We start from the raw sequence: 16,661 nt of genomic DNA on the forward strand, positions 1-16,661 counted from the left end.
CTGCGTGACTTAATCGTCATTTTGCCATGATGTAATCACCGGTCCCTGTTCCTTGGCTGCAGTAATTGTTTCACTACTTGGCGACTCATGATGACGTGCTTTTTCGAAAACATCGCTTGACTTAGTATCCCCTTCAACTGTATCCAAAATAGAACCAGCTTCATCCAATGTAAATTGGACATTAGCTTCAATCCAGTCACGTCTTGGTTCGACTTTATCACCCATCAAGGTCGTTACCCGCTTTTCAGCAAGTACAGCGTCATCAATTTTGACACGAATTAATGTTCTTGACTCAGGATCCATTGTTGTTTCCCAGAGTAATGATGCGTTCATTTCACCCAATCCCTTAAAACGTGTCAGTTCGTAACGTGCCTCACGTTTGCTGGTAATTTGCTCAAGTTCATCGTTGGTCCATGCAAATTGATCGGGAATCTTTTTAGATGAATATTTAACGCGATAAAGTGGTGGCAACGCAATATATACGCGACCTGCTTCAATCAATGGCCGCATATACTTGTAGAAAAAGGTGAGTAACAAAGTTTGAATATGAGCCCCATCATCATCAGCATCAGTCATGATAATAATTTTACTGAATGCGGCATCATCTACTTTAAAATCAGCTCCAACGCCACCGCCAATTGCATAGATTAACGTTGATATTTCTTCGTTTTTCAAAATGTCGGCTAATTTCGCCTTTTCAGTATTTAAGACTTTACCACGTAAGGGTAGAATCGCTTGAAACTTACGGTCTCGACCTTGTTTAGCTGAGCCACCGGCCGAATCACCCTCAACTAAAAACAACTCATTTTTGTCGGCATTTTTTGATTGTGCTGGTGCTAATTTACCTGACAACAAACGATCTTTAGCACCCTTTGATTTGCCAGTACGACTTTCGTCACGCGCCTTACGTGCTGCTTCACGTGCCTCACGCGCTCTGATTGCTTTGCGAATCAAGCTTTGCCCAAAGTCACCATTTTCCATCAGGAAACGACCTAGCGTTTCGTTGACAACCGCATCAACGATACCACGAGCTTCCGGTGTACCTAGCTTGTCCTTAGTTTGACCTTCAAACTGTAAGAATTGTTCTGGCACACGCAATGAAATAACGGCGGCTAGGCCTTCACGTACATCTGTCCCTTCCAAATTCTTATCTTTATCTTTCAACAAATTAACTTTTCGGGCATATTCGTTAAATGCTTTTGTCCATGCAGTTCGAAAACCGACTTCATGTGTGCCACCATCTTGAGTTCGCACATTGTTGACGAATGACAGCAAGGTTTCTGAGTAGCCGTCATTATATTGGGCAGCAACATCAACCACAATACCTTCTTGCTCACCCTCAAAAGTCATGACTGGTCCGATGGTTTCTTTGTCCTCATTTAAAAAGCCAACGAAGGCTTCCAACCCTTTTTCATAATGATATTCTTCAACGCGAACTGGATCTACTCGCTCATCTGTCAATGTAAATTTAACACCACTCATTAAGAAAGCTGATTCACGTAACCGTTCTGACAACGTTTCATACTTATATACAGTGGCGCTAAATATCGTTGGATCAGGCTTAAAAGTTACTGTTGTACCAGAATGCGCTTTTGTTTTACCTAAATCACGCAGTGTGCCAACAGGATTCCCACCATTAATAAAGTCTTCTTCCCATTTGTGTCCATCACGGACAATCGTTACTTGTAAACTTTCCGATAAGGCGTTCACAACTGATGACCCAACACCATGTAAACCGCCTGATGTCGCATAACCACCTTGCCCAAATTTACCACCGGCATGCAAAACTGTCAAAATAACCTCTGGTGTTGGTTTGCCTGATTCATGCATGCCTACCGGCATCCCACGGCCAAAATCTTGCACGGTTATGGCATTGTTAGGGTGAATCGTCACACGAATATCATTTCCAAAGCCACCTAAAGCTTCATCAACCGCATTATCAACGATTTCGTACACTAAATGATGTAAACCGCGACCGTCAGTTGAGCCAATATACATTCCTGGTCTTTTTCGAACGGCCTCCAATCCTTCTAAAATTTTTATTGAATCTGAATCATAATGATTTTTTTCTGGCATGTTTATTTATCCTTAAAAACACGAACCAGTGTTCGTGCGTTAATGTCAATCTATTTTATAATAGATTAAAAAATGTATTCTGACAAGTAGTAATATTTTAAAATTGATTAGTTATGGCATATACTAAGTGCTTTTATGGTAAACTAATAAATGGTTTTTAGTTAAAGGAGTTAAGTTATGTTAACCACCATTACCATGTTTATTTTGGCCTATTTATTAGGTTCTTTAGTGCCAGGCTATTGGGTCGGCAAAATTTTTTATCATAAAGACATTCGTGACGAAGGTTCCGGAAATATTGGCACAACAAATTCATTCCGTGTTTTAGGCGTTCGAGCAGGTATCACCGTTTTGATTCTTGATTTACTTAAAGGAACAGCAGCTGGACTACTACCTCTATTATTTCAAAGTAACATTAATCCAATGATAATTGGATTAGGTGCGATTCTTGGTCATACCTATTCGTTTTGGATTGGTTTCAAAGGTGGCAAAGCGGTTGCAACTTCGGCCGGCGTGCTACTAGCCTATAATCCACCTTTCTTTTTAATGGTCTCTGCAGTGTTTATCATCGCTCTATTAATTAGTTCAATGGTATCCTTAAGTTCTATGATTGGATTTGGATTTGCAACGGTGGTTTCCTTTTACTTTCATGATTGGATATTAACACTGGTTGCTATCGTATTAACTATTTTTGTTTTCTATCGTCATCGTGCTAACTTATCACGTATTAAAAATGGCACTGAAAGTCTTGTTTCGATTGGTTGGTACTATCATCACAAAAAAAACGCTCAGAAATGAGCGTTTTTATTTTTGATCGGTATCAAAAATAATTGTTACCGGGCCATCATTGGTCAACGTTACTTGCATATCAGCACCAAATGTACCCGTTTCGACTGATACACCGGTTGTCAATAAACGCTCATTAAACAGTTCATACATTTTTTCTGCAAAATCGGGTGCGCCGGCGTCAGTAAAACTTGGTCGATTACCCTTTTTGGTATTTGCGTACAATGTAAATTGTGAAATTGACAATATGCCACCATTAATATCTTTAAGGCTCAAATTCATCTGACCATTATCATCACTAAAAACGCGTAAATTTGTAATCTTACGAACAAGGTAATCAATTTCAGCCTCTGTATCATGATCACTAATACCTACTAAAAGGACAAATCCTTGCCCAACTTGACCAGTTGGTTGACCATCAATGGCTACGACCGCTTGTTTAACCCGTTGTACTACTACTCTCATATTGTCTCCATTTTTAAAGTATATCTTTTATTGTTATCATGATACGTGAAATAGCATTGTGTTTCAAGCGCCATCATAATAAGGTAGCATGTGCCGGTATTAATAAAGCATCCAGTGTCTTATTTTAATCACACAAAATTACAAAGAACATTAACTACATTTATAGCAAAAAAAGATTTATCTGCAGATAAATCTTTTTTATCGCGTTACAAAACGAACTCATTAATGAAATGCGCGTTCAACATCATATACGGAAGGCAAATTATTGAGTGCATCCATAATAACGGTTAACTGCTCAACATTGCGCACACCTAATGATAACGCGACCTGTGCCATACCATTTTTTGTCACATGACCATTAACTGAGTTGACATATTTAGTACGACCATTGACGCTTCGCAAAACATCGTTCAGCAAGCCATTACGATTTTCTCCACGAACAGTTAGATCAGCGTCATAATTAGGTTTCAAGCCAGAATCATCTTCCCATGCGACATCAACTAGCCGTTGTCCCTGTGCTTCAGCAGCACGAATGTTGGGGCAACCAAGTCGATGGACAGATATGCCACGTCCTTTAGTGATATAACCCTTTACAGCATCCCCCGGAACTGGTGTACAACAACGTCCTAATCTAACCAACAGGTTATCAACGCCTGCAATGACAATATCATCGGCCGAGGCTTTTTGACGTTTAGTAAAGGCTGTTTCATCACGTTTAATGCCATGTCCTTCTTCAAGCATTTCACGTTGTAGCTCTTGTGCCGCTGCTTCTTGCTGCGCCTCACGTATTTTTTCCGTAAGTTTGTTGACAACACCAGGTAAGGCAACATCACCAAAACCAATCGCAGCTAACATATCATCCGATGAGTGGTAGTGCATTTTTTCAGAGACTTCCTGAATATTGTCTGCCGTTAATATATCATTGACATTATAACCACCATCTTTAATGCTATTACTCAATAATTCTCGAGCTGCTTCAATATTATCATCACGATCAAGCTGCTTAAAATACTGCTTAATTTTATTACGAGCCCGACGTGTTGACACTAACTCCAGCCAATCGCGACTTGGTTTGGCATTAGCTGACGTGGTGATTTCGATAATGTCACCAGTTTTAATTTTGTAATCAAGCGGTACAATGCGACCATTAACTTTAGCACCCGTGGTCTTAATGCCCACGTTTGTATGAATTGAAAAGGCCATATCTAATGGTCCAGCACCTTTGGCCAGTTCAAAAACATCTCCTCGAGGTGTAAAGGCATACACACGATCCGAAAATAGGTCGCCTTGCACACTATCCATGAAGTCTTCAGCATTTTTGGCATTTTCTTGAAGCTCTAGAATACCTTGTATCACATTTAATGTTTGCTGGTTTTTATCCTTGACGTTAGCTTCTTTGTTAGAACCTTTGTTTTGTTTATAGGCCCAATGAGCAGCCACACCAAATTCAGCAACTTCATGCATATGATGCGTTCTAATTTGGACTTCTAATGGACGTCCACCAGGTCCAATTACTGTGGTATGTAAACTCTGATAACCATTGGCTTTAGGTAACGCAATATAGTCCTTGAATCGGCCTGGAATTGGTGTCCATTTAGAATGAATAGCACCTAGAACTGCATAGGTATCAGGAATAGAATCGGTTAAAATCCGGACAGCTGACAAATCATAAATTTCTTCAAACGCCTTGTGTTTGTCAGTCATTTTACGATAGATTGAATAAATATGCTTAGGTCGTCCGTTGACGTCCACATCTTGTAATTCTAATTCATGAATTGCATTTTCAATTTCTTTAACAGCCTCATTGACATAACTAATGCGCTCATCACGTTTCATATTCATCAAGGAAGCAATACGATGATATTGTTCAGGATTGATAAAGCTTAATGATAAATCTTCTAATTCCCACTTGATTGCACTAATTCCTAAACGATCAGCCAAAGGTGCATAGATGTCAAGCGTTTCATTAGCAATTCGCTTTTGCTTATCATCACGCAAGGCGCCAAGTGTCCGCATGTTATGCAAACGGTCAGCTAACTTAACAATAATCACTCGAATATCTTTTGACATTGCCAAAAGTAATTTACGATGATTTTCGGCCAATTGTTCTTGTGAACTTTGGTATTGAATTTTACTGATTTTGGTCACACCATCAATGATTTGAGCAATCGTATCACCAAAACGTTCTTGTACATCTGCCAATGTCGCTGGCGTGTCTTCGACAACATCATGTAAATAACCTGAAATAACTGTGGCGGTATCCATTTTCAATTCAGCCAAGATTCCCGCAACTTGAATTGGATGAATAATGTAAGGTTGCCCTGATTTGCGCTTTTGTGTCTTATGCAAATCTGTTGCCCATTCATAAGCCGCTTTAACTTTTTGAGCATCTTCACTTGACATGTATTCATTAACCATATCAAGCACTTCTTGTCCAGTATAATCTTTTGTTCTTGCCATATCATTACTTTGTAAGCGCACATAATATCACTTTTGGCGCTCATTTCCCTTCATATAATCAGGAAGATACTTCACTATTTTTAAAACCGCAAAATACCTTAATAACGCTTTTTAAACGTACATCAATTATAATCAAAATTTAATTTATTCACAAGTCAAGGTTTAAAATGTGCACATTTTAACATTTAGGGATAAAATGGAATAATAGTTTATATCATTTTATAACATACTAAGTTAAGGAGGTCGCGTATCGATGATGTTACATCTAAGGTTCACCCTTAACAACACATCGTTTTTAATAGTATTAATCGCTTAAATTTACTATTAGTTCGCGTAATATTTATGTCTGAAAATTCTGAAAGTACACTTTGGAAGCGTAATGTCTTTGTTCTCTGGTTTGGCGTCTTCATGACTGGCATTGCATTGAGTGAGGTAATACCATTTCTGGCCTTATACATTGACACATTAGGTGATTTTAACAAAAATGAGCTCACGTTTTACTCTGGTGCTGTCTTCGCTATAACCTTTTTGGTAACGGCAGTTGTGTCACCATTTTGGGGAAAACTAGCAGACCGCAAAGGTCGAAAACTAATGATGCTGCGCGCTGCGCTAGGTATGGCAATTGTATTATTTTTGATGGGTTATGTCAGTAATGTTTGGCAACTATTTGCTTTAAGGGCGTTGCAAGGCGTCATGGGTGGTTTTGTTTCTAACTCAAATGCTTTGATTGCCACCCAAACGCCAAAAGAGCATGCTGGTCACGCTTTAGGTATTTTAGTTACTGGTATGACAGCTGGTAACTTACTTGGTCCATTGTTTGGTGGCACGTTAGCTTCGCTAGTCTCTTATCGCATGTCATTTCACATCACAGGTGTCATTTTATTCCTCGTTTTTCTACTGACACTATTTTTAGTCAAGGAAGAACCTGTTAAAATATCGCCTCGAACCGCTCGTGCTTCCACAGCACAACTTTGGCAAGCCGTTCCAAATAAACAACTCATTCTAGGTTTGTTCATTACGACCATGTTAGTTCAAACTGTGAACACGTCAATTAATCCTATTGTGAGTTTGTTCGTTCGTGAATTAACTCATAATGCTTCTAATACAACGTTCATAGCTGGTGTGGTCGCGGCCATGCCTGGTGTGGCAACGGTTATAGCCGCCCCGCAATTTGGTAAAATTGGTGATCGTGTTGGTACTGACCGCATGATTAAAATCGGGTTCATGATTGCCGTTGTGGCCTTTGTACCAACAGCATTTGTCACGAGTATTTTTATGTTAATGGTCTTTCGATTTATTGTCGGTATTAGTGATGCTACGATGTTGCCTGCCGTACAAACGCTACTCTCTAAAAATTCACCAATGGCCATGACTAGCCGCATTTTCAGTTATAATCAAAGCTTTCAAGCTCTTGGTAGTGTGATGGGCCCTATGTTTGGTGCCCTGATTGCTAGTATGTTTGATTACCGAGGCATTTTTATTTTCAGTGCCCTACTAATTATTCTCAATGCTATTTTATTTAATTTCAACGTCAAAGTTACTCAAAAAAAATGAGACTTCAAAAAAAGCGTAGACACATGTCGTGTTTACGCTTTTTTGTATGGTAATAACAAATCACTATCAACAGTTTCTGATGTCCATCGTTGCATTGGCGTGTAATTATGACGTTGATTGAAAGGTAATTTTTCTACTGCTATAACAGCGATAGTTTGGTTATTTTCAGTCAAAAAAACTTGTCCAAAATTAGCATATTTACCCTTTGTATGCTTACCTGTTCGCCAAATATTTGGCTTGGCACCATTATTTTTTGGCATGTATCGTCCAGAAGCATCCTGTTCAACTAAAACACCTGTGTATAAGTATGTCTCATATTTTGATTTGCTCATCGTATTTAATACCTACCCCAATCTCAAAACGCGTGCCATCAATCATCTGTGTTGGCTGTAAGTGTAAGGCATAGTTAATGTCTGAAGCAATCATAGCAACATCTGCTTGTAAAGTTAATTTATTGACATTAGTTAATAGTTCACTGTCCTGCGACGTCATTCTTGCCAACAATGCTCTCACTGTCATACGCAACCATTGCACCTGCATCACCTTACTCATAAATGCCATTTGGCCAAATGGCATTGGTCGCAACCATGTATCATGTGAAATATCAGGCACATCAACATGTTTTACCCATTCTGAAGTATCCTGATACCAAATTACTTGGTAAACACCAGGATTTTCTAAATGTGTTTGCGCCAGTTGAATCGGCAGTTGCGCAATTTCTGGTACAATACGTAGCTCACCAGTCATGTGTTGCGTAATATTGATTGGATAAATGTTATGCCCATCGGAAAAGACATTTAGTGCGAATTCCGTTTCAGTGTCATCTGGTCCATTCGGTACGTGCTTTTCTTTTGGCAAAATTAAAACATTTTGCTTCAAATCAGCTAAGGCATCAATCAACTTACGTCGATTGCCAGGCACAATGATAGCAATTGGTTTTTCAAGTGCCACTACTTTCATAACATCTGATATTTCTAAGGGTTCCAAATACTGCTTGTCAGCCAGATTTTGTAGTAAGGTGGCATCACTTGCATTATTATTCATAATCACGGTGTGATATTGTAAACGTCTTAATTCCGACAGAACAATCGTGGTTGCATAACCACCAGCGGCGGCATCACCCATTCGGAATGCGCCACTACCAATCACTAAGACAGTATCTTCACTAACTGGCAATGATTCATTTTCCTCTTCATAAGTTGAATAATATTGTCTGGCATTTTCTGGGAATTCACCAGCAGATGGTTCTAATGCTTTGAAAGTTGGTTCAATATGATTTTCGTGTGCTAATGTTGCAATATTTTTAAAATTAGTCCGCCAGAATCGTGCTAACAAGCCGTCTGACAAACCATATTTTTTCGCACGTCGCAACGCCTCAACACTTTCAACTTGTTGTTCAACTTCTAATTCTAACTTTAACAAATGACGTAATTGGTAGAAAAAGAATTCGTCAATATTAGTTAATTCAGCCAATTCATCAATTTCATAACCACGCTTAATGGCTTCAACTAAGAGTAAAACACGATTGTCTTCCGGATGAATCAATTGTTGAATCAATGCATCATCTGAGCTATGACTCATATTGGTTGGTGAAAAACTTGCGTTATTAAAGTGGGCTGAACGAATGGCTTTTTCAAGCGCTTCGATAAATGTTCGTCCAAAACCAATTGTCGATCCGACAGATTTTTGAATACTATTGAGCTGACGATTAACTGAAACGCCTGCTTGTTCCAATTCACCGAAGGGAAAAATCGGTAATTTAACAGTGACGTGATCCATCATCGGTTCCATCATCGCCATTTTTTTGCCAAAATCATGGGATAAAACAATTTCTTCAAGGGCAACACCCATTGCCAAATTGATTGCAACCAGCATAACAGGGTATCCTGTTACCAATGCCATGCGGCTGGCCATTTGATCTATATAAGGTGATATCTTGATAATATAGATAGCATTCGTCAAATCATCAACAGCAAACTGGACATGCAGTACACCCCTTAGTTCCAATAAATCGGCAACCTGAAAGGCATAAAATCTCATTTTTTCTAAAATTTGGTCTGAAAGCGTTAGTGTCGGTGATACACTCAAGGAATCAGCAGTGTGAATCCCAATTGGATCCATATCTTCACTAGCTCCAATTTGCATTTTGTTGCCTCGAAAATCTCGTAACACTTCAAGGCTGATTTCTTTCATGCCATTAATAGCCCTTGAAATCACGATTTCTTGTGTCATCGACTGACTCTTAGCACTCTTGACAGCCGTTTCAAATTCATCTAATCGTTCAACAATTTGTCGTGTGTTGGCCTGATTTGGGTGCAAGGCACGTACCATCAATGGTAACTTAATTTCACGTAATAGTTCATTAGCGTCTTCTTGTGCCTTGGCAACGTGATTGGTAATTACTGGTAAACCAGCATCGGCCATCATACTTGTCAAAACGGCCACGTTATTAACACGCAATAACATGTCAATGGTTAGTCCAAGTGTTTGAGGGACTGGGCCATCGCCATGTGACCACGCCTGCACTGTTTGCGACCATAAACGTAACGCCCTTTCACCACCGAAAAGTGGTAACACCGTATCAATTTGATACTGTTTAATGACCGCCTTAATATTTTCAACAGTTAGAGGTTTCCAAATAGCCGTTGCCGCAAGACTTTCCAACGACAATGAGTAAGGGTTTTCATCAATCAGGTAGACATTAACGCCATGACCACGCAGTTCTGGCATGACTTGATAAATGGCTGCATCATACTCTGCTTCACGACCAAAATCGTTAGCACCTGCACCGATAAATAATACATTGTTAGCTGTGATGTTCGACATAGTCCTCCACCGTTTCAAAAAAATCTGCAAAGACTGCTGTGGCTTCTAAAGGGCCAGGCGCTGCATCAGGGAAGAATTGTACACTAAAAGCGGGGTATTCACGATGCCTCAATCCTTGCACGGCGCCATCTACTAAATCGCGATAAGTAACAAATAACTTTTTGCGATCAATTGAGTCATTATCAACAGCATAACCTTGCCCTTGCATCGCAAAGAAAATCTGTCTCGAAATGATTTCTTGTATTGGATGATTCATGCCATGATGTTCCGACGATAGCGGTGCCAAAGTAGCATCATTGGCTAGTGCAAATAACTCATGACCTAACCCGATGCCTAGTAATGGTGCCTTTGTTTGCAAAACGCGAATTAGTGTCAATACACTATCTGGTAATGAGCGCGGATCACCAGGTCCCGTGGACAAAATGATACCGTCAGGATCCAGTGTGAGCACCTCGTCAACGCTTGTTGTATATGGCAATACAGAAACATTGGCATCATAATCACCCAACATTCTCAGAATGCCATGTTTTAAACCGAAGTCAATGACAACAATATGTCGTCCACGCCCTGGATTAGCATAAGGTTTGAGTGTTGCCGTATTTTGTACTTGCTTGTTTGTCAACACCGTAGCGACCAATTGATCCACCGCGTGATCGTCTGCAAAATCAACGATGGTAGCCTTTTGTGGGCCAGTCTCTCGCAAATGACGAATTAATTTACGTGTATCAACCTGATATAAACCAGGTATGTTATGTTGCTTCAAAAAACGGTCTAAATTCATACGGCGCTGTCGATTAACCGAAACTTCCGCCAAATCGTGCACAATCATTCCCCTGATGGCGGGCTTGACAGACTCATAAGCTTCAGCATGAATACCTGCCGCACCAATAACAGGCATAGCAAATACAATCATTTGACCATCATATATCGGATCTGTAATGATTTCTTGATAACCAGTCATGGCAGTATGAAAGATGATTTCACCAAACGTCGTAGCATGTGCACCAAAACCAAGACCTTCAAAAACAGTCCCGTCTTCTAAGATTAAATGTCTTTTCATAAAATACCACACTCCAAAGTTGTCATGATCTAACATCAAGATAACCAACAAATTACAATTTAGTGGACAATTTCCACGGCGTCCTTGCCATCAATTTCCTGTACAAATACTTTGATTTTTTCATTCTGAGCTGTTGGAATATTTTTTCCAACAAAGTCTGCACGAATTGGCAATTCTCGGTGACCACGATCCACTAAAACAGCCAAGGCAATCGTTTTTGGACGACCAATATGAATTAAGGCGTCCAATGCTGCACGAATTGTTCGTCCAGTAAACAGTACATCATCAATCAGCACAATATTTTTTTCAGAAATGTTTAACCGTTCAGCTTGATTCAGTCCCAGATCATCATGATGATCTGGGATATCATCACGAAAATTAGTAATATCAATCGCCATCACTGGTATACGAACACCTTCAAGTTGTTCTAGTCGATCGGCAATGCGATGTGCCAAAAACTCACCGCGTGTTTTAATACCAACCAAAACGAGGTCTTCTCCACCTTTGTTTCGCTCAATGATTTCATATGTAATACGAGTTAGCGCTCTTTGCAAAGAGGCATTATCTAAAACTTCTTTATTTGCCATTGTTTTCATCCTTTCGAATAATAGGTGTTAATGTTGCTAACGCTTTATCAAAATAATCTGGGAGTACACTATCAAACGTTAACTGTTCACCTGTCGTTGGCTGCGTTAATGACAAGGTCTTTGCATGTAATAGCTGACCATTCAGTGTAACATTTGCTAACTTTTGTGCATTACCATAGACCGGATCACCGACAATAGGGTGCCCAATATAAGTCATGTGAACACGAATTTGATGTGTACGTCCGGTTTCTAAACGAACTTGCAATAGTGTATAGCCGACAAACCGTTTTAAGACTTGAAAATGTGTAATGGCTTCCCGTCCGCCTTCAGTCACAGCTTGCTTTTTACGATCAACTTTATGACGCGCTAGCGGTGCCGAAATGGTGCCAGTATCTTCCTGAAATTCGCCGCGAACTAGTGCAATATAGATACGTTGATTTTTATGAGCTTTTAATTGTGCTGACAGTGCTTGATGAGCAACATCATTTTTAGCAACCATCAGCAAACCACTAGTGTCGCGGTCAATGCGGTGCACAATGCCCGGCCGAAATTCACCATTAATAGTAGACAGTGGTGAATGATACATTAGAGCATTCACCAAGGTACCGCTTGTATGGCCGGCCGCCGGATGCACAACTATGCCCTGAGGTTTATTAACGACTAACAAATCATCATCTTCGTATACAATATCAAGCGGTATATTTTCAGCCAAAATTTCAGTGTCTTTAGTTTCTGGCGGCGTAATTGTGACAACATCACCTGAAGATACTTTGTAAGATCTTTTCACTTGTTTGCCATTGACTAAAATATTGCCATTTACCAGCCATTCTGAAAGTGTTGTCCTAGAATATGGTAACGTTTCTTTTGCCAAAACACCATCAATACGCCCAACCTGATCAACAATGTTAATCGTTATGTTATCTACCATTCGTATCTTTATATCCTTTAATTTGTTCTGCAACATTGCGACTTAATAGGTATTTTCTTTTGCGATCTGCGCGTTCAAAAGACAGAAATCGTCCCTTTATTTGCCAATTATCAATATCTTCTAACTTAACTTTTTCGTATTCAGCCATTAAAATACGTCCCAAAAAAATTTGTGAGCCGGCCAAATAAACGCGCCTACGAATAATCATTAACAGGCCCACTAAGACCACTACTAAAATGCTAGCAATTGGAAAAATATCAAACTTGAAGCCAATTTCATTCCAAATAATAAAGCTTAACATTAAAAATACGCCCCACCATAACCAACTCATGAGGCCGACAGAATCAATTGGCTGAAAATAACCGCGTTTTGGTACCATGTGAAACTCTTTTCTATAAACGTATTCGTAACCTATTTTACCAGATTTTTGATATTAAAAAAATGATGACAAACAAAAGTTAGCTCGCCAATATCAAAGCGATAATTTTTTAGACACCCGACTTCTGTTATACTAGGGATTGTAAACAATTTTAGAGGATTTTGGACATGATGACACTTTATGTTGACGCCGCCCGAAACGTGCATGACGGACAATCAGCAGTTGGCGCAGTTTTAATTATTAACAAACAACAGCAACAACTCAAAAAGGCTTTACCTCAAAGCGCTGATAACCATGAAGCCGAATTTATGGGACTTATCTGGAGTATCAAACAGCTACCTATGGTTGATAATTTACAGATTTATACCGATTCAAAAATCGTCGCTGACGCCATTCAAAAAAAATACGCCAAACATTATCAGTCTTATGTTGATCAAATTATGACCTTATTAACTGAATATCCTTTGGTTCTAGTCAATTGGATACCTGAAAAGCAAAATCAGGGCGCTCATCAGCTCGCAATGCAAGCGTTAAAAAAAGCGAAACGCTAATCGATGTGAACCCAAATAGTTGAACAGATTTTTATTCTGTCCAACTATTTGGGTTCACTTCATAATCGTTTCGCTTTTTTTATTTTGACAGTATACTTTCAATATACTTGACAAAGTTTATTTTTTTTTGGTGAGCAGTATTCCAATATTTTAATAATTCATTATCAGAAATTGAAGATGAATCAATCCCTGCTTCATATAGTGCCATTCTTGCTTTATTTATCTTTGATTTTAGTGTAGCATCTTCCCTCAGCGTCGTACTACTAGATGATGAATTACTTGATGATTGTTCAGTATCAATCGATGAGCTATTATGAGGCTCACTAATTTTCGTCGTTGAACTAGACCGTTGTTGCGTTCTTTCAGCTGTTTTTTTGCTAGTTGTTTTTATTTGCAAACTGTGAAAATAAAAAGTAAAACCTATTATCATCATTAACATTATAATGATTAAAACGCAATTTATTTTTTTATATTTCATAATATTTCTTTACCTAATCGCAAATACTGGTCTTCCTGCATCCCAATCAACCGGATCCGTTCCCACTTTATTCCACATATAATTAAGAGAGTTCCATCCTTGAAAAAACATTTTATTGTAAGGATCAAACACTTCAGTTTTTCCATTGTTATACCCGTACACCGTAACAGCATGATCTATCCCAACATTTTCAATCATTATGAGTGGTATACCCTGACTTAATAATAATTGAGCTCGAGACTGCGAACTAATTTGTTCGACTGAGCGACCGTAAGATTTTGCGGTCACGACTATGTCCTTTCCGGAAGCACCTATTGCCCAAGGACTAAATCCATCCATTCGTTTTGCTACGTCAGCTGGGGACAAATTCATTCCATAAGAACCGTGTAAAATCATAGCTAAACTGGTCGGTACACAACCAGTTGGACCGATTGTTGACGAGTTAAATTTATTTTTAGACCATCTAGAATCCAATTGTGAAAAATACGTCGGTTTTGGTCTTGGAAAATCATTAATTGTCGCATATGAATGGTTTCCAATAGCTGGTGCAGTTGCACCCTTTAAAACCAGTAAAATCTGAACAGATTCCATTCTCTTTGAAGCACCTATGCTACCAATTATTCCACCATTTTTTGTCCAGTCCAACCAGCCTTTATTCTCAACATGTGCACGATAATATACGTCATAATATTTGGATAATTCACCCCTTAACGATACTTTTAAAGCTTCCAAGCGCTTACCCTGTCCAACAGTACCAGTAATAACATTATTTCCAACCTCGGATTGCCAGCCAACATCTTGCACATGCCCTTGATAAACTATGCTTCCTCCCAATCCATTGTTAATAGTATTTATTCTAAGAGCTTCCATCCTTAAGCCTTTACCAGTTGTTCCCGAAATTTCACCATTATTTACAGAAGATTGCCAACCAATATTTTGAACATGGGATTGGTATGAGATAGAGCTAGCTGAAATGAATGGTCGTAACTGATCCTCTGAAAAAGCTGTTCCTTTTGCAACTAGCTTGATTTGAATTGCTTCTAAACGCGATGCAAAACCAGCAGAACCAACAGGAGCATCATTCTTTCCCCACGAAAGCCAGCCGAAATTTTCTACATGGACTCTGTAATATACATCATAATGCTTACTTAATTCCCCAGTAAGATTTATTTTGATGGCTTCTAGACGTAGTGATCTACCAGTTGTTCCTGCTGACTCGCCATTAGACAAATAACTTTGCCAACCAATATTTTGAACATGGGTTGAGTAGGTCACACCACCAGGATAGGTTTTATTCAAATTAGCAACTTGTATTTTTATTGCTTCTAGTCTTAATCTCTGCCCTGTCGTTCCAGAAACAGCACCGTTTTCAACATTTTTTTGCCATCCTTCATTTTGAACATGTGTAGAATAACTAATCACAGGTTTTTCTACTGTTTCATTATTCACTTGACTCACACTGGAGTCACTAGTAACTTGAGAACTAATGGCGCCATTATCTTTTGAATCGTGTGTGTTTAAACTACTCTTGACAGATGTATCATTAGTTCCATCATTAGCGTAGCAATGGATAGACTCACCGAAAAACATTAAACACATGATAAAGCACAGAACAACTTTTTTCATTATTTTTCTCTCACTCTCTATATCAATTGTAAGTATAACTAACAATTAATTAATTACCGAACAAGTATCATTATATATTAATTGCATTTTTTTGCATAAAATTATATAAGAGTTTAGTATATTATCCAAAAAAAAGTGTGGTTTAATTCACACTTTTTCATGATTGGATATTATTTTTTATTTACTATAATGTTTAAAACGCTCATTATCTTCAACAAAATCTTTATTAGCAGCTGGTGCTTCAATAGATCCAAATACTAATTGCGCACGTAAACGCCATGTACTAGGGACATCAAAAGCTTTGGCCACTTCATCGTCAATCAATGGATTATAATGTTGCAAGGAAGCGCCCAATCCTGCTTCTGTTAATGCTAACCAAGTAGCGTATTCCGCAATACCATGACCTTGTTCAGACCAATCCTGAAAATTTTCTGCGTAAAGTGGTATATTTTCTTCAAATGACTTCACAATCGAAGTGTCTGTGAAAAACAATACGGTACCAAATCCAGCCTTAAAGCTCGCATTAATTTTTGCTAAAGTTGCTTGATAAGCGCTTTCATCGGGTACTTCTTCTTTTAAACGTTTTGCGACAATGTCCCAAAGCTTTTCATGGGCATCGCCAGTCAAAACAATACTGCGCACCGTTTGATTATTGAATGCAGTTGGCGCTTGACGAACTGCTGACTTGACGAGGTCAAATAAATCTTCTGGTGTTTGCTGAACATTTCGACCCAGTCCGTAAATTGTCCGCCGCTGTTGTTGTAATTCTGTAAATGATGTCATCTGTTGACCCCTTATCAAATTAATATAGGGTAGATTGTAAAATTAAACCGAACACTTGAATAAAAAAGCCGCAGCGCCTTTAATGGTAATTGTCTAAAACAACCA

The 16,661-nt window shown here is 38.9% G+C and carries 15 protein-coding genes; 3 read left to right on the top strand and 12 right to left on the bottom strand.

Features of this window, described 5'->3' with window-relative positions; translation table 11 throughout:
* Window positions 1-9: 9 nt before the first annotated feature.
* Window positions 10-2,076, bottom strand: coding sequence for a DNA topoisomerase IV subunit B (gene parE / locus IEU71_RS04930; protein WP_004910877.1), 2,067 nt, complete (start codon window positions 2,074-2,076; stop codon window positions 10-12).
* Between the two features lie 177 nt (window positions 2,077-2,253).
* Between parE and plsY the strand changes: the two genes are divergently transcribed.
* Window positions 2,254-2,871, top strand: a complete 618-nt coding sequence (plsY, locus tag IEU71_RS04935) for a glycerol-3-phosphate 1-O-acyltransferase PlsY (RefSeq protein ID WP_004910875.1) — start codon at window positions 2,254-2,256, stop codon at window positions 2,869-2,871.
* A gap of 6 nt (window positions 2,872-2,877) precedes the next feature.
* Here the strand turns inward: plsY and dtd are convergent, their stop codons facing one another.
* A complete protein-coding gene (gene dtd, locus IEU71_RS04940) occupies window positions 2,878-3,324 on the bottom strand; it encodes a D-aminoacyl-tRNA deacylase (protein ID WP_004910873.1) in 447 nt (148 codons plus the stop codon).
* Between the two features lie 222 nt (window positions 3,325-3,546).
* Window positions 3,547-5,784, bottom strand: a complete 2,238-nt coding sequence (locus tag IEU71_RS04945; protein ID WP_036066423.1) for a RelA/SpoT family protein — start codon at window positions 5,782-5,784, stop codon at window positions 3,547-3,549.
* A gap of 342 nt (window positions 5,785-6,126) precedes the next feature.
* Here IEU71_RS04945 and IEU71_RS04950 point away from each other — a divergent pair, with 342 nt between their 5' ends.
* Window positions 6,127-7,338, top strand: coding sequence for an MFS transporter (locus tag IEU71_RS04950; protein WP_004910871.1), 1,212 nt, complete (start codon window positions 6,127-6,129; stop codon window positions 7,336-7,338).
* Window positions 7,339-7,370: 32 nt separating this feature from the next.
* Here the strand turns inward: IEU71_RS04950 and IEU71_RS04955 are convergent, their stop codons facing one another.
* Genes IEU71_RS04955 through IEU71_RS04980 form a run of 6 tightly spaced genes read right to left on the bottom strand, consistent with a single transcriptional unit; the run spans window position 7,371 to window position 13,118 of the window.
* Entirely contained in the window at window positions 7,371-7,670 is a 300-nt protein-coding gene (locus IEU71_RS04955; protein ID WP_004910870.1) for a DUF7671 family protein, read from the bottom strand.
* Entirely contained in the window at window positions 7,651-10,164 is a 2,514-nt protein-coding gene (locus IEU71_RS04960; protein ID WP_004910869.1) for a carbamoyl phosphate synthase preATP-grasp domain-containing protein, read from the bottom strand. Before IEU71_RS04960 ends, IEU71_RS04955 begins: the two co-directional genes overlap by 20 nt.
* Entirely contained in the window at window positions 10,145-11,224 is a 1,080-nt protein-coding gene (locus IEU71_RS04965; protein ID WP_004910868.1) for a carbamoyl phosphate synthase small subunit, read from the bottom strand. The genes IEU71_RS04960 and IEU71_RS04965 overlap by 20 nt, the downstream gene beginning before the upstream one ends.
* Before the next feature lie 59 nt (window positions 11,225-11,283).
* Window positions 11,284-11,811 carry a bifunctional pyr operon transcriptional regulator/uracil phosphoribosyltransferase PyrR gene (gene pyrR / locus IEU71_RS04970; RefSeq protein WP_004910867.1) on the bottom strand — a complete coding sequence of 176 codons (528 nt, stop codon included), beginning with the start codon at window positions 11,809-11,811 and terminating at the stop codon, window positions 11,284-11,286.
* A complete protein-coding gene (locus IEU71_RS04975; protein ID WP_004910866.1) occupies window positions 11,801-12,739 on the bottom strand; it encodes an RluA family pseudouridine synthase in 939 nt (312 codons plus the stop codon). The genes pyrR and IEU71_RS04975 overlap by 11 nt, the downstream gene beginning before the upstream one ends.
* Window positions 12,729-13,118 carry an EbsA family protein gene (locus tag IEU71_RS04980; protein WP_004910865.1) on the bottom strand — a complete coding sequence of 130 codons (390 nt, stop codon included), beginning with the start codon at window positions 13,116-13,118 and terminating at the stop codon, window positions 12,729-12,731. The genes IEU71_RS04975 and IEU71_RS04980 overlap by 11 nt, the downstream gene beginning before the upstream one ends.
* A gap of 167 nt (window positions 13,119-13,285) precedes the next feature.
* Between IEU71_RS04980 and IEU71_RS04985 the strand changes: the two genes are divergently transcribed.
* Window positions 13,286-13,669, top strand: coding sequence for a ribonuclease HI family protein (locus tag IEU71_RS04985; protein ID WP_080519167.1), 384 nt, complete (start codon window positions 13,286-13,288; stop codon window positions 13,667-13,669).
* 79 nt (window positions 13,670-13,748) lie between these two features.
* Here IEU71_RS04985 and IEU71_RS04990 read toward each other — a convergent pair whose 3' ends face one another.
* From IEU71_RS04990 to IEU71_RS05000, 3 genes are all read right to left on the bottom strand, one after another.
* Window positions 13,749-14,147, bottom strand: coding sequence for a hypothetical protein (locus tag IEU71_RS04990; RefSeq protein WP_080519166.1), 399 nt, complete (start codon window positions 14,145-14,147; stop codon window positions 13,749-13,751).
* Between the two features lie 9 nt (window positions 14,148-14,156).
* Window positions 14,157-15,773, bottom strand: a complete 1,617-nt coding sequence (locus IEU71_RS04995; RefSeq protein ID WP_004915159.1) for a C39 family peptidase — start codon at window positions 15,771-15,773, stop codon at window positions 14,157-14,159.
* 177 nt (window positions 15,774-15,950) lie between these two features.
* Window positions 15,951-16,556 carry a nitroreductase family protein gene (locus IEU71_RS05000; protein WP_004915163.1) on the bottom strand — a complete coding sequence of 202 codons (606 nt, stop codon included), beginning with the start codon at window positions 16,554-16,556 and terminating at the stop codon, window positions 15,951-15,953.
* Window positions 16,557-16,661 lie beyond the last annotated feature (105 nt).

Origin of the sequence: Leuconostoc falkenbergense (assembly GCF_014634805.1) — a bacterium.
GTDB lineage: Bacteria > Bacillota > Bacilli > Lactobacillales > Lactobacillaceae > Leuconostoc > Leuconostoc falkenbergense.